Annotated in this window: 11 protein-coding genes; 9 read left to right on the top strand and 2 right to left on the bottom strand. The window is 59.4% G+C overall.

The window, feature by feature from the left end; translation table 11 throughout:
• Positions 1-6: 6 nt before the first annotated feature.
• The 3 genes from HMPREF2894_RS04605 (at position 7) to HMPREF2894_RS04595 (ending at position 3,736) form a co-directional block, all read left to right on the top strand.
• Positions 7-2,625, top strand: coding sequence for a lipase family protein (locus tag HMPREF2894_RS04605; protein WP_246827016.1), 2,619 nt, complete (start codon positions 7-9; stop codon positions 2,623-2,625).
• A gap of 231 nt (positions 2,626-2,856) precedes the next feature.
• Entirely contained in the window at positions 2,857-3,108 is a 252-nt protein-coding gene (locus HMPREF2894_RS04600) for a hypothetical protein (protein ID WP_044143859.1), read from the top strand.
• Between the two features lie 376 nt (positions 3,109-3,484).
• The gene (locus HMPREF2894_RS04595) at positions 3,485-3,736 is read left to right on the top strand and encodes a DNA mismatch repair protein (RefSeq protein ID WP_070592960.1); all 252 of its coding nucleotides are present in this window, start codon (positions 3,485-3,487) and stop codon (positions 3,734-3,736) included.
• Between the two features lie 243 nt (positions 3,737-3,979).
• On the opposite strand, the gene HMPREF2894_RS04590 is transcribed toward HMPREF2894_RS04595, so the two are convergent.
• Together HMPREF2894_RS04590 and HMPREF2894_RS04585 are read right to left on the bottom strand one after the other, a co-directional pair.
• Positions 3,980-5,107: a glycosyltransferase family 4 protein gene (locus HMPREF2894_RS04590; RefSeq protein WP_005509133.1), complete on the bottom strand. Its 1,128-nt coding sequence runs from the start codon at positions 5,105-5,107 to the stop codon at positions 3,980-3,982.
• 24 nt (positions 5,108-5,131) lie between these two features.
• Positions 5,132-6,172, bottom strand: coding sequence for an alpha/beta fold hydrolase (locus HMPREF2894_RS04585; protein WP_070678015.1), 1,041 nt, complete (start codon positions 6,170-6,172; stop codon positions 5,132-5,134).
• Positions 6,173-6,400: 228 nt separating this feature from the next.
• Here HMPREF2894_RS04585 and leuS point away from each other — a divergent pair, with 228 nt between their 5' ends.
• The 6 genes from leuS to HMPREF2894_RS04555 all read left to right on the top strand — a co-directional run.
• The gene (gene leuS / locus HMPREF2894_RS04580) at positions 6,401-8,902 is read left to right on the top strand and encodes a leucine--tRNA ligase (RefSeq protein WP_371325809.1); all 2,502 of its coding nucleotides are present in this window, start codon (positions 6,401-6,403) and stop codon (positions 8,900-8,902) included.
• 195 nt (positions 8,903-9,097) lie between these two features.
• Positions 9,098-10,156 (top strand): DegV family protein, encoded by a 1,059-nt coding sequence (locus HMPREF2894_RS04575; RefSeq protein ID WP_070678011.1) that lies wholly within the window; start codon positions 9,098-9,100, stop codon positions 10,154-10,156.
• A gap of 617 nt (positions 10,157-10,773) precedes the next feature.
• The gene (gene gap, locus HMPREF2894_RS04570; protein ID WP_070678010.1) at positions 10,774-11,778 is read left to right on the top strand and encodes a type I glyceraldehyde-3-phosphate dehydrogenase; all 1,005 of its coding nucleotides are present in this window, start codon (positions 10,774-10,776) and stop codon (positions 11,776-11,778) included.
• Between the two features lie 345 nt (positions 11,779-12,123).
• Entirely contained in the window at positions 12,124-13,347 is a 1,224-nt protein-coding gene (pgk, locus tag HMPREF2894_RS04565) for a phosphoglycerate kinase (protein WP_070678009.1), read from the top strand.
• 422 nt (positions 13,348-13,769) lie between these two features.
• Positions 13,770-14,360, top strand: coding sequence for a DUF6318 family protein (locus HMPREF2894_RS04560; RefSeq protein WP_070678006.1), 591 nt, complete (start codon positions 13,770-13,772; stop codon positions 14,358-14,360).
• A gap of 16 nt (positions 14,361-14,376) precedes the next feature.
• The coding region (locus HMPREF2894_RS04555) for a DUF6318 family protein (protein WP_246827015.1) at positions 14,377-14,867 on the top strand (491 nt) is incomplete at its 3' end.

Here is a 14,867-nt window from a genome sequence, read left to right as displayed (position 1 = left end):
AGAGGCGTGTCGAAGGTGCCTCATCTGCTGAAGGGTAGTGCGCTGCCTGACGGTGAGCAGCAGCGGCTGACGAAGTATGCTTCTGCGCACCCGAAGAGTGCCCTGCACCGCAAGGGCCAGCACCATGATGCGGCGGTGCTGCTGGTTCACGGTATCGGCTACCAGAATCACGGCGAGACGCTCGCGTATTTTGGCAAGCCTGTGGCGCATAGTGTGCAGACTCTGCTGGCGCTGAACACAGATTCTGTCGCGCTCTCCGAAGAGAACTCCGCCGCGGAGGCTTCTGCGCGGGTTCGTGTTGAGGTGATTCCTGACGGTGATACCCTCCCGCCTGCCGCTGAGGTGAACCCGCTGAGCCACCACAGCGAGTTGACGTATTCGTTGACAATTGAGCGCACGGAGTACCCAGCCGACCCGGTTGAGGAAAGCCCGCAGATTGAGGAGAACTCCGCGCAGGAAGAACTCGCCGAAGCCTCCGAGCCCAAAGAATCTACAAGAATCAGTCTGCCGAAAGTTGAACTTCCGAAGGTAGAGCTGCCCAAGGTAGAGCTGCCCAAAGTGGAGTTACCCAAGGTGGAACTGCCTAAGATTGATCTGCCGAAAATTGAGCTTCCCAAGGTAGAGCTCCCAAACATCGATTTCCCGAATATCGAGCTGCCTAATCTTGAGCTGCCGCGCCTGCCTCAGCCGAAGCCGCGCCCAGTTCACACGGTCGCTCGCCGCAGCCTCCTTTTTCAGGAGGGCTTCTGGCGGCCCCGGCATTACCGCCCGTTGAAGGAGCATTTGCCCTGGCTGGCGTCGGTTTTGCCGCTGTTTTTGATGTTCTGCTTCTACTATGAGCGCCCCGGCGCGACCTGGCGTGAGCGTGCCGGGCACCTGTTACGTTCTACTGCTCGATTCGTGAACGTGGCGCTGTGGCTGGTGTTGGCGGCTATGGCGCTCATGACGTTCCGTGATGCTTTTGTGGCGTCTCTGGGTACTCCGCAGGGTGCATTTACGGGTCTGGCGGCGGCACTCGGCCTGGGTATTGTGGGCTGGGTTTTGGCTCGTCGTGCCCGCGAACTGTGGGAGCTGATGAAGGCTATTTCGACTCAGCTGATTCAGACGGCGACCAGCCCGGACTCGCGCGATTTGGAGCGTATTTATGCGCGTCTGGATCGTCAGCTGGACGATTTGAGTTCCCGTAGCGACGCGGTGGGTATTATTGCCCATTCGCAGGGCGGCTATTTGAGCTATGAGCTTCTGCGCCGTCGTGCAGCGGCGGGTAAGAAGCCGATTCGTTTCTTCTACGGCCTGGGTAGTGGCGTGGTCCCGATTAGCATTATCGCTAGTGACCGCAACGACATTCCGGGGCACCTGGATGCTGCGGGCGGCTACCGTAACCGCTCCATGCTGCTGTGGGTGAGCGCGGTCGCGGCGTTCTCCTGGCTGGTGGAGGCGTCCCTGCTGTTTGGCCCGTACCGTTCGCTACTGCACTATGCGATGCTGGTACCCCTGGCGTTGAGTGTGGTGCCGCTGGTTGTGAGCGTGCCGGGTACCTTCAAGGGTAGGGCGCGTATTGGCCGCAAGAGTGCCCGGGACAGCGCCTCCGAAACTCCCTCCGCAAAGAGTCCGGCTGATGTGCGTCTGGCGGATGCGCGCCTGGTCAACCCGTACGGCACACGCGCCTACGTGAAATGGCTGATTCCGTTGCTCTTCGTGCACGGCGTTTTCATGCTGTACGCGGTGTTCATGCTGCTGCTGGCTCAGTTGCGTGTTGAGGGCGCGGTCCCTGAGCTGACCGCCGCCTCCGTGGCGTTTTGGGGCGCGCTGATTCTGGTGCTCATGATGTCGGTGCGTAGCGCCTGCCACCTGTATGTGCGCGCCTACGCGCCGATGCTGCAGGATCTTGATGTGGCTGACCGGTGCGAGATTTCCGCTCGTGGTGACAGTATTGGTAGGTCGAATATTACTCAGCCCGCCGATGTAGACGTCAGCTTTGTGACCCTGCCGGGCCCGTCGGTGAATAGTCACATGCAGTATTTTGATGCGTGCTCGCCGGTGCCGTTGATGCTTGCGCACCGTCTGGTGCCGCACATGATGCCGGCGGGTGAGCAGGCGCAGAAAGCGGCGGCTTTCACCGATATTGGTGCGGAACTGAACCGCGGTTTTGCGCGCGTGAAGAAGTGGATGCGCACCATGCATTACGGGCTGTATGCGGTGCTTCTGCTGATGCTGTCGGTGCTACTGAATGTGGCGTCGCCGGTGAGCCTGTCCGCGTTGACGGGACTTGATACGTCGCACCTACATTCGGAGGGTTTTGACCGTCTGGTGGCGGATGCTCAGCAGCTGCGTGAGCAGGCGGGTTCTTCGGATCTGCTGCTGTGGATTCTGGTCGGCATTTTTGTGGTGGAGGCGCTGCTGATGATGGTGCTTTCGCCGTGGACTCAGCGGCGTTTGCAGCGTGCGTTCATGATGCGCAAGGTGGACCGCACGGGTCAGCTGAGCGAGTTCAATCCTTTGCCGATGGTGACGGCTCTTCTGGGTCTTGACGGTGAGGATGAAGACGCTGAGGATGCAGAGGAACATAACCTCGCAGGGGAGAAAAAGCAGGAGAGTAAAGCAGGGCAGAGCGCTGTAGTTTAGGGTGCTTAGGCGGTGCCGTTGGAAGGGCACCCCAGAATTTTTATGCATTCGTGTGCACCTAAGATTTGTTGGGGTTTGGCTGATTCTAATTGGCGTAGTCTCCGTATCCACGGTAATATATTCAGCACTGCGGATACTATTTCGGCGCTTGTCGAGGTGGTGTTGGCAGTATCTATCACTCAACTTCGCGCACGCTTCACAACCGTGCGCACCAACGAAAGATGAATACTGGTGACTCAGACTATGATCACCCCCGCATACGAACCTGCATGCGGCGGGTCTGCTTCTGTACACAATTACGGCGTCATGCACCCGGACCCCGTGTTGCTTTCCGACATGACCAGCGCAGAACGAGGAGCTGTTTACCGCTACTTGGCGCGCTTCGCTGAGCTGGATGACGCAAAGATTTTCTACGCGTACGGTCACGCTTATGAGCTAGCTCGTAAGGATGCCGAGCGCGGTCTCTACGCAACTATGGCGTAGCCTGCATCGTTAGTTTTTAGAAATGCTGCTGCACTCTGTGTGAGTGCGGCAGCATTTCTGCTTTTCGGGCTGGCTTTCACACTGGCTTTCACTCTGGCTTTCGGGTGGGTTTTAGCTCGGTGGTGAACTCGGCGGTCGCATGCCGCTATGGTGCCCCTGATTTCTTCCTGACAACCGGGAACATGTCCACTATGGGGGCGTTCCCTGATGGTTCTTGAACATTGATTAGCTCTTGGGTAGTTTAGAGGTATCACAACCACTACTGCGAAGAGACTTCCGATGATCTCCGTAGGTTCTTTTCGCGGTGTTGCCTCCGGTAGCGTCTGCATTGTTGCGGCGCTGCCCTAAGAAACGCCCTAAGGAAAGGTACTCACCGATGAGTTTCACCAATATCACCTCTGATTACGAGCCCGAGTTCGGTAGTTCGGCACCGAGCCGCGACAACGGTATTACCCACCCGGACCCTGTTCTGCTGTCCTCGATGACGAAGGCTCAGCGTGGCGCGGTGTGCCGCTACCTGGCTCGATTTGCTGAGCTGGATGACGCGAAGATTTTCTACGCGTACGGTCACGCGGATGAGCTGGCTGCGAAGGAAGCAGCTCGTACCGGTAGCTTTACTGCGGTCTAAGGATCTCTGCTCCGGTGCGATGCGGTGAGGCTGCACCTTCCGGATGCGCCCTCAGGGTGCCCGAGCTCTGCGAGGGCGGGTTCCCTGCGTCGGCGCGGAGGAAGTGTGTAGCGAACCGCCGCTGTACATCATTGCCGTAAGCCGTACGCACCTACCGGCAACCATGAATTGAATACGAGAATGCCGCCGCACCCTCCCGAGAACCGGGGGAGTACGGCGGCATTTCTTTGCCCAACGCAGGCTCTAGAGCCCGCGCACGACCTCCAGCAGTTTGAGTGCCGAGTCGCGCCAGGAGTAGCGGCGCACATCCGACAGGCCGTCAATGATCACGCGCTCGCGAACGGCGGTGTCCTCCAGGGAACGGATTGCCTTCACCCAATCGGCGGCGTGCGCCTCCGGGGCACCGTCAACCGGCGCGAACACGGCGTGCGGCGCAATCTCACGGAAAATCGGGATGTCACTAATCACCGCGGGGCAACCGGCAGCCTGAGCCTCGACCACGGGCAGGCCGTAACCCTCCTCGCGGGAGGCAGTCACCAGGGCGTGCGCCTGGCGGAGCAGCTGCTGGTACTCCTCGTCGCTCACGCCGTTGTGCACCTCCACGTTCTCACCGATGAGGCGCTCGTCGGTGAGTTGCACCAGACGCTGCGGCGGCATCTTCGACAGCAGGTGCAGGCGGTAATCCGGCAGGGAACGCATCGCCAGCAGCAGGGTTTCCACGTTCTTATACGGCATGAACGAACCCATGTACACCAGGTGCTTGACGGGCTGCTCTTCGCGGGTGGTGGCGCGTTCCAGCGCGGTCTGGCGGGATACGACGCTGCCGGGCTGCGGGGCGTTGGGCACCACGAACAGCGGCTTGGTGGTCAGCTCGTGCTCACGAATCAGTGAGGCGGTCGACTCAGAAACCGTCACGACCGCGTCGCCGTGATTGAGCAGGAAGCGCTGCGGGGTGTAGGTCTTGTGGAAGAGTCGCCAGCCCACGCGCACCGGTGCGGGCAGGAACCCGGGCGGGGTCGGGTGCGAGTAATAGATCAGGTCGTGCAGGGTGAGAATCAGCTTGAATTTGCGTCCGGTGGAGCCGATGGTTTGCATGGGGGAGAACACCACGTCCGGCGCGTACTTGTTCAACTGCAGGGCGGCGGTCGGTTCGAGCGGGCCGGTGGGCGAGCAGATCTTCACGTGCGGCAAATCCGGCAGCATGTCCAGCTGACGCTCGTCGCTAATGATCATGGTCAGGTCGAGGTCGGCGGCAGCTTCGTCACCGGTGTCGATGAGGGTTTTGAGTGCGCCCAGCAGGGAGGCGGTGTAGCGGCTGATGCCGTCGTGGAAGCCGATACGGGTGTATCGGGCGTCAACCATGAGTTTCATGTTGGTTCCTTACTTCTCGTTCCCTTAGCGTTCGGCGGCGAAATCGGCGATGAGTTCCGCGGCCAGATGCGGGGTTTCGTAGTGGATGAGGTGCCCGACTTCAGGGATCATGTCCAGGCGCTCGCGGGCGCCGGACGAAGACGCGGGTAGATTGCGGGAGGTCAGCGTCGCGTACATGGCGCGAGCCGTTTCGGGGGTGCCCAGGTCGTCGTCTTCGGCAACGAGCATTTGCACGGGTACCCGGATGGCGGCGGCGTATTCGGCGGCGGTGTGCGTAATGGACGCTTCGTAGGCGCTGAGCACTCCGCGGCGGGAGCCGAAGGAGCCGAAGTAGGCGGCGTGCTGGCCGTTGATGAAGCGGCGCATTGCCTTGTCTTTGGTGCGCATCATGACTTCGCTGGAGGCGCGGGTAATCAGCTGCGAACGCAGGAGCGGGTAGCCGATTTTTTCGGGTAGTGCCGCGCCGGCGCGGTAGTAAAGGGAGGCGAGGCGGGAGGCGACGCGCTGGCTGCCTTCGAGGGCGGGCTCGCTAATCGGGTTGATGAGCGAGAGGAGCGCGAGCGAGTTCGGGTGTGCGGCGGCGAAGGCGCTGGTGACGATGGAACCGAAGGAGTGGCCGACCAGGTGCAGCGGTAGGGGCTGTGCATCCTCGCGGGCGGGGTTAGTGTGCTTCACAAAGTCGTTTAGCCACGCCACGTACGCGTTGATGTTGTCTGCACCCTGAGCGTCTTTGCCCTGAGTGTTTTCGGGCAGGTCTGCGGAGCGGCCAAAGCCGGGCAGGTCGGGGCTGATGATGCTGACGTTCGGGATGAGCTTCAGCAGGTAGTTCGCGATGATTTCCAGGCCGTGGTGGTCGCCGCGGAAGCCGTGCACGAGCAGCACGGGGTAGGAGCCTTCAGGGAAGGTGCCGTCGTTCATGCCTTTGCCGTACTGCCAGTAGCGGGTCATGACCACCTGCGCACCGTCACCGATGAGGGTGTCGTGGCGGGTGCCGGGAATGAGCGGGCCGGGCACACCCTCAAGAACTGAGGTGTTGGGGGAGTCCGGGGTAACGGTGGAGGTCATGGGTACCTTTCGGGGGTTGGGTACTGGGACGGCAAAGTCCCGTTCTTAATTCTAGGGGAGAAGCCTGAAAGGGCTCTGAAACCTGCCTGACGCATCGGTGTCTGGCCGGGTGGTCGGGTGGGTGGTGCCGTCCATTTGGTAGTCGAGGCGGCCTCAACTCTGGCGCGGTGCGGGTTTCGCGTTACACTTGGAGGGTTAAGTTTTTATCAACCTGTCTTTATTTAAGGAATCGCTGTGTCTGCTCAGGTAGAGACCGAACGCAACGAAAATGCGTACGACTTCCGCGCTATGGAAGCCAAGTGGCGCCCCTACTGGGACGAAACGAAGGTTTTCCAGCCCACCGGTGACGCCCCCAAGGGCCGCAAGTATGTGCTGGATATGTTCCCGTACCCCTCCGGTGACCTTCACATGGGTCACGCGGAGGCATTCGCTATTGGTGACATGAACGCCCGCTACTTCAAGCAGTGCGGCTACGATGTTCTGCACCCGATTGGCTGGGACTCCTTCGGCCTGCCCGCTGAGAACGCAGCCATTAAGAACGACACTCACCCCAAGGAGTGGACGTACAAGAACATTGAGACTCAGGCTGAGTCCTTCAAGCGTTACGCTATTGCCGCTGACTGGAGCCGCCGCCTGCACACCTCGGACCCCGAGTACTACAAGTGGACTCAGTGGCTGTTCGAGCAGTTCTACAAGAAGGGCCTGGCGTACCGTAAGGACTCCATGGTCAACTGGTGCCCCAAGGATCAGACCGTGCTTGCGAACGAGCAGGTTGTGAACGGTGCGTGTGAGCGTTGCGGTACTACCGTGACTAAGAAGTCGCTGAACCAGTGGTACTTCAAGATCACTGATTACGCACAGCAGCTGCTGGACGACATGGAGCAGCTGGAGGGCAAGTGGCCCGACCGTGTTCTGCTCATGCAGCGCAACTGGATTGGTCGTTCTGAGGGTGCTGAGGTGCGCTTCGAGATTGAGGCGACCGAGGACCAGGCTGCTGAGTCCTTCACCGTGTTCACCACCCGCCCGGACACCCTGTACGGCGCAACCTTCATCGTGGTTGCTGCGGATGCGGCGTTCGCCGAGCATATCGTGGCACCCGAGCACAAGGCTGCCCTGGAGCAGTACCGCGAAGATATTAAGGCACTGAGCGATATTGACCGCCAGTCCTCTGACCGCGAGAAGACCGGCGTGTTCACCGGCCGCTACGCGATTAACCCGCTGACCGGCGCGAAGCTGCCCGTCTGGGCTTCTGACTACGTGCTCGCCGATTACGGTACCGGCGCGATTATGGCTGTGCCCGCGCACGACCAGCGCGACCTTGAGTTCGCCCTGAAGTTCGACCTGCCCATCGTGAAGGTCCTGGACGTTGAGGGCGCTGAGGACCCGGCTACCAGCGGTGTTGCCGCAGCTGGTGACGGCGTGCTCATCAATTCCGGTGAGCTGACCGGCCTGCCGAAGGCTGAGGCGCTCGCTAAGGCTATTGAGCTGGTTGAGGCTGCCGGCACCGGTGAGGGTAAGGTCATTTACCGTCTGCGTGACTGGCTGCTGTCCCGCCAGCGTTTCTGGGGTACCCCCATCCCCGTGATTCACTGTGAGGATTGTGGCGAGGTTCTGGTTCCTGAGGATCAGCTGCCGGTGCTGCTGCCCGATAACCTGCGCGGTGAGCAGCTGGCTCCTAAGGGCCAGTCGCCTCTTGCAGCTGCCGATGACTGGGCGATTGTGCCTTGCCCCGAGTGTGGTAAGCAGGCTCGCCGTGACTCGGACACCATGGACACCTTCGTGGATTCCTCCTGGTACTTCCTGCGTTACGTTTCCCCGAACTTCGATGAGGGCCCCTTCGACCCGCAGGCTATGAGCGAGTGGGGTGCCGTCGACATGTACGTTGGCGGTGTGGAGCACGCTATTCTGCACCTGCTGTACGCACGCTTCTTCACCAAGGTTGTTCGCGACCTGGGTCTGATCAAGCACGATGAGCCGTTCAAGGCGCTCATGAACCAGGGTCAGGTGCTCAACGGCGGTAAGGCGATGTCCAAGTCGCTGGGTAACGGCGTGAACCTGGGTGAGCAGCTCGACAAGTTCGGTGTGGACGCTATCCGCACCACCATGATTTTCGCGTCCCCGCCCGAGGATGACGTGGACTGGGCGGATGTTTCCCCGTCCGGTTCGCAGAAGTTCCTGGCTCGCGCATGGCGTGTGGCTCAGGACGTCACCAGCGAACCCGGCGTTGACGCAACCACCGGTGACCTGGAGCTGCAGAAGCTGATTGCTCGCACCGTGCACGAGGTTCAGGGCCTGCTGGATAATGGCAAGTTCAACGTGGTTGTTGCTAAGACCATGGAGCTTGTGAACGCTACCCGTAAGGCTATTGACTCCGGTGCTGGTGCGGCTGACCCGGCTGTCCGTAAGGCTGCTGAGACTGTCGCTATTCTGCTGTCTCTGTACGCACCTTACACCGCTGAGGACATGTGGCACGCTCTCGGCCACGACACCCCGGTTCTGACCGCGGGCTTCCCCGAGGTTGACCCGGCTCTGCTGGTGGATGACACCGTCACCGCTATCGTGCAGATTAAGGGCAAGGTCAAGGCTCGTCTGGAGGTTGCGAAGGATATTTCCGAGCAGGAGCTTCAGGAGCTGGCTCTGGCCGATGCCGCTGTTCAGCGTTCGATTGGTGACGCCGAGATCCGCAAGGTGATTGTGCGTGCGCCTAAGCTCGTGAACATCGTGATCTAAGCTTTTTAGATAAAGGAAGTTTCTTAGATAAAGTACAAGCCCCGCTGTGGCTTCGGTTCGTTCTGCGGAACGTGCCGGAGGCGCGGCGGGGCTTTGCTGTACTGCGGTAGTGATGAGTGCCATAATGTTCAGGGAACGCTAGGAGAGGGTTCGTCATCGAATCACGCACTGACGAACCGGAAGAAGGGCCGGAATATGGAGCGAGAGAACAAAGCAGAGAACCGCATTGCCGTGGTGACCGATAGCGCCGCCGCCCTCGACCCGGAGCTCGTGCAGCGCCTGAGCGCTCGCGGCAATTTCGTGATGGTTCCGATGCCGGTGACTATTCGCACGCCCGGTGAGCCGGATCGTCAGCTGCAGGATTTGACCGCCGCCGAGGTGGATGAGGCGATTATGCTTGCGCACGTGATGGGTCAGACGGTGAGCACTTCCGGGCCCGCGCCGGGCGTGTTTGCTGATGTGTATGACGAGTTGGCATCGCGAGGTTTTACGCATGTGGTGTCGGTGCATCTGTCCGGTGAGCTCTCGGGTACGGTGGAGGCGGCGCGCACCGGTGCCCGCCTGAGCCGCCTGGGTTCTAAGGGTGTGAGCGTGGTGGATAGCCGCACGGTCGCGGGTGCATACGGACACGCGGTGGTGCGTGCCCTGGAGGTGCTGAACTCTGCTTCCTCTGATTTTGTTCCGAGCCCTGACCACCCGAGCTCTGACTATCCGACTGCGGCGCAGCTGGTGGACTACATTCAGTCGGTCTGCGAGCAGTCCACGCTCTACTTTTATATCCCGACCCTGGATGCCTTGCGCCGCGGTGGTCGCGTTTCCCCGGCGTTGGCGATGGTGGGGCAGATGTTCCAGATTAAGCCGATTGGCACGATTACCGAGGGTAAGCTGGCGTATGTGGAGCGCCCCCGCACTGCGGCGCGCGCCCTGGAGCGCCTGGTGGAGGTGACCGTGCAGACCTGCCGTGAGCATCAGCATGCGGCGGCGCTCAACTCTGCCTCCGCAAGCTCTGTTGCCGCCGCCCCTGCTAACTCTTCTCTTACTGCGACCCCGCGCGGTGAGGTGGTTGCGGTACATCATGTGGGCAACGCGGCGCAGGCGGTGCAGCTGTATGAGCAGGTTCAGCAGATGCTGGGGGAGAGCTCCCTCGTTCATGATGCTGCCGACTCTTCGGCGCCGGAGTTTTTGGTGAGTGCGTTACCGCCGGTGCTGTCGGCTCATTCGGGTTTGGGTGCTGTGGCGCTGGTCGTTTATTAGGATCGTGCACTAGCCGCCTTCCGATGTGCCCATGCTGACCCCGTGTTGTGTGTCTGCGAGTGCACTCGTGCAGTGTTCTTGTGCGGTGTTTTCGTATGATGCGCCGCGGGCGACACGAAATGCGACACGAAATATGCGCAAATTTGTACATCGGGAGCGTATTTAGCCCTCTTTAAGGCTGTGGTGTGTCTTACTTTGGGGTCGTCTGTTTTTGGGTGAGAATTTGCACCGTGTGCGAGCGTATCGGGTGTCATTGAAACCCATTCGCAGGTGAAAGGGTATTTTTTACCCTCAGATTTTGCCTTGATATGGCGCGGTTTTTAGCAAATGTGTGTTTCGTGTGTGTTTATGTTGCCCTGACCGTATCGCAACATTTTCTAGGGGCGAACACAACGTAAAACAACAGAAAACAACGGGTTTTTGCCGATTTTTATGGCACAACTCACAAAAATTTCTTGATGGAACACACCAAAACACACACAAACTAAGGTAGGATTGTTACCAACAACGGCGGAACGAACCGGGCAACATAGAGCACGGACGAATCCGACAAACCAGAGCCTACAAGGCATCGGATTCGTACACCGCCACCAACGCACTGACAAGGAGATACTCCAGTGACCGTACGCGTAGCAATCAACGGCTTCGGCCGCATCGGCCGCACCTTCTTCCGCGCAGCTCAGACCGAGGGCGTCGGCTTCGAGATCGTCGCAATCAACGACCTCACCGATGTTGAGACCCTGGCACACCTGCTCAAGTACGACTCCATCATGGGTCGCTTCAACGCAGAGGTTGAGGTCAAGGAAGGCGCACTGGTTGTTGACGGCAAGGAAATCAAGATTCTCGCTGAGCGCGACCCCCAGAACCTCCCCTGGAAGGACCTGGGCGTTGACGTAGTCCTCGAGTCCACCGGTTTCTTCACCGAAGGCAGCAAGGCAAAGGCACACATCGAGGCTGGCGCTAAGAAGGTTATCCTCTCCGCTCCCGGTAAGAACATCGACGGCACCTTCGTCATGGGCGTGAATGACGACCAGTACGATGCAGCTAACCACCACATCGTCTCCAACGCATCCTGCACCACCAACTGCCTCGCTCCGATGGCTAAGGTTCTGAACGACGCATTCGGCATCAAGCAGGGTCTGATGACCACCATCCACGCATACACCGCTGACCAGCGTCTGCAGGATGCTCCCCACCGCGACCTGCGCCGTGCACGCGCAGCAGCTGTGAACATGGTCCCCACCTCCACCGGTGCAGCAGCAGCTGTTGGCCTGGTTCTGCCCGAGCTGAAGGGTAAGCTGGACGGCTTCGCAGTCCGCGTTCCCACCATCACCGGCTCCATCACCGACCTGACCTTCACCGCTGAGCGCGAGGTCACCGTTGAGGAAGTCAACGCAGCAGTCAAGGCAGCAGCTGAGGGCCCCCTGAAGGGCATCATCAAGTACAACGAGGACCCCATCGTCTCCAAGGACATCGAGGGTGAGCCCGTCTCCACCGTCTTCGACGCACCGCTGACCAAGGTCATCGGCGATCAGGTGAAGGTTATCGCTTGGTACGACAACGAGTACGGCTACGTTTCGCGCCTCGTGATGTTCACCAACAAGGTTGTGGCATCCCTCTAAGCCCCAATAGGCTTACGACGCTCACCGAGTGTAAGCGTCACCCAGCGTAACTAACGCATAGTGAACCCCGGCACCACCGCATCAAGCGGGGGAGTCGGGGTTTGCTGTACCAAGACTCTTTTGTAAGGGCCTTGAATAAATCACTGAAAAACGTATAAACATACTATTTTCCGTCGCTCTTTTTGAGTCAAAAATACCGTAAGAAAATAGGTTTTAGAGAGTGCCAATATCCGCGATATTCTGCGGAAAAACACCATGTAAAAGCTATTTTTTAGGCTGTCAAACACCCTAGTATTCGGTATGATGGAAACGGTATATAAACCCACCTATCCAGGAGGAATTCCTATGGCTAAGGCACTGTCCGAACTGCTCGAAGAAGGCGTCGCAGGCCGCCACGTTCTCGTCCGTTCCGACCTGAACGTACCCCTGAAGGACGGCGTTGTCACCGACGACGGCCGCGTCCGCGCATCCCTGCCCGTCATTGAGAAGCTTGCCAAGGCTGGCGCACGCGTTATCGTGACCGCACACCTGGGCCGCCCCAAGGGCAAGGTTGACCCCCAGTACTCCATCGCACCGGCAGCTGCACGCTTGGCTGAGCTGGCATCCGTGCCCGTGAAGGTTGCAACCGACCTGGTAGGCGAGGACGCAAAGGCTAAGGCAGCAGCCCTGGCTGACGGCGAAGTTCTGGTTGTTGAGAACGTCCGCTACGACGCACGCGAGACCTCCAAGGATGACGCAGAGCGCGGCGAATTCGCTGACGAGCTGGTCGCACTGACCGGCGAGAACGGCGCATACGTGAACGACGCATTCGGTGCGGTTCACCGCAAGCACGCTTCCGTCTACGACGTTGCTAAGCGCCTGCCCGCGTACCTGGGTGACCTGGTGAAGAAGGAAGTTGACGTTCTGGCTAAGACCCTGAACGACCCCGAGCGTCCCTTCGTTGTGGTCATGGGTGGCGCTAAGGTTTCCGATAAGCTCGCCGTGATTGACAACCTGATCGGTAAGGCTGACACCATCCTCATTGGTGGCGGTATGGGCTACACCTTCGCATACGCACAGGGCTACGAGGTTGGCCAGTCTCTGCTGGAGAAGGACCAGGTCGAGAACGTTCTGCGTTACCTGAAGGAAGCTCCCGAGAAGGGCACCGAGATTATCACCGCAGTGGACGTTGTTTGGTCTGACGCGTTCTCCGCTGACGCTAACACCGAGATCCGTCCCATTGAGGATCTGACCGGCGGCAAGCTGGGTGCAGAGGCTGAGGGTCTGGACATTGGCCCCAAGACCCGCGAAATCTTCGCTGAGAAGATTAAGGCTGCAAAGACCATCTTCTGGAACGGCCCCGTTGGCGTGTTCGAGATTGCTCCCTTCGCTGAGGGTACCCGCGCGGTGGCACAGGCTATCGTCGAGTCTGACGCATTCTCCATCATTGGTGGTGGCGACTCTGCTTCTGCAGTCCGTAACCTGGGCTTCAAGGATGAGCAGTTCGGCCACATCTCCACCGGTGGTGGCGCTTCCCTCGAGTACATTGAGGGTAAGACCCTGCCCGGCCTGGAGGCACTGGGCGCCTAATCTGGGTGCACAGATTTAGTACACGGTTTTAGTGTAGGAACCCCCGTCGGGGCGGTATTTTGGTACCGTTCCGGCGGGGTTTTCTGCATGCCCGGATAATCCTGTGCAGGCAGGGGGCGGGGCTGTTTCCTGGCTATATGCTGTGGATTCCCTGGATTCGCCGCCTGTATCGGGGAGGCTGAGGAGCGGCTTTACTAGACTGGAAATGTAGAGAATTCCAAACCTGCAATCTCAAGACGGTTGCGGGGGAGCGCACGCACCTCCACAGGCAAACAAATACAGGCAAGTAAATACAGACAAGCGAATACAGGCGAGCGAAGAAGCCCAGCCAATAAGCCCAACCGCCGCCCGAGCAACCCAGAACCACCTCGGCAGCTCGTGAAAACGGTAACTCATAAATATGGAATCCAAGGAGGGAAAGAATGCCCATAGACACTCAAGCGCTCTTTGACGAAAAAGACTACACCGGAACATACCCGTATGTAGCCGACTGCGTGATCGGGCCCTACACGCCCGCAAACCGGGACCACCCCGCCTACTCGGCGCCGGCGCCGGGGGTGAGGTACAGGCCGAGGCACTATGCGGCGAGGAACCTGCGCCCCTACCTGGGCTACTACTACGCCTGCCAAAACTACATGATTCTCGCCTCGGAACCGGCAGTTCTGAGGATGGACAATATCAGCGAAGAAATGTTCTTCCCCACCATTCAGGACCTCTACGAAGAAGGTAAAGGCTGGGTCATTACCCCTAACCCCCAGATTCTGACCATGAACCTGCTGGAAGGGCAACCGCGCCTCATCGACGAGACGCTAAAAATTGTGGAATGGAACGTGCGGTTCGATATTCTTCCCGAAGTTCAGGTGTACCGCAAAGACACAAACCAAGTGTACCCCATCACCGATTTTGATACGCGCGGCCTGATTCGAGACGGCGCAATACACGGGACTCTACGCACGCAATTCACGAATGAGTGGAGGCCCGTCCAATTCATCCCAGAAAATAGTTTGAGCTAGGGGAGGGGAGAGCAACATGACGAATAACTTTGGTGGACCCGGATACGGCGGACCCGGATACAACGAGCAACGAGCGCTCATGAGGTCTATGATTTCTCGCGCCAAGTTTATACGAGCTGGCGTGTTCGCCGGCGCCGCCCTCGTCGCGATAGCGTTTGGCTGGGGCACTCAACTGCTCAACGGGACAGGCTCGGAGTCCCAGGCCGATAAGAAGCGTGACCAGGAATTTGTGCGCCTGGAACCCACGGAGAAGTACGATGAGCTCCGTACCTTGGGGCCTTCCTCCGGACCGCTGGTTTATACGGCGTTTGAGCGTAAGGGGCGCTTCAGCCCTGCCACCGAGGCGCAGGCGGCGCAGAACGTGCCGTACCCTATTCAGCAGCCCGGAATGGATAACTACGACCGCGCCGGCTTGTACGCGTTCTTGGCGTACTTCTTTGCGTCGATGAATTACTTCTACCACACGGGCGACACGGAGCCTCTTTCTAAGGTCACGGACCCGGAAAA

The sequence above is a fragment of the Rothia sp. HMSC066G02 genome (assembly GCF_001813145.1).
Classification (GTDB): Bacteria; Actinomycetota; Actinomycetes; order Actinomycetales; family Micrococcaceae; genus Rothia.
The sequence above is the reverse complement of the archived record's forward strand: the minus strand, read 5'-3'. Positions and strand labels throughout refer to the sequence as shown.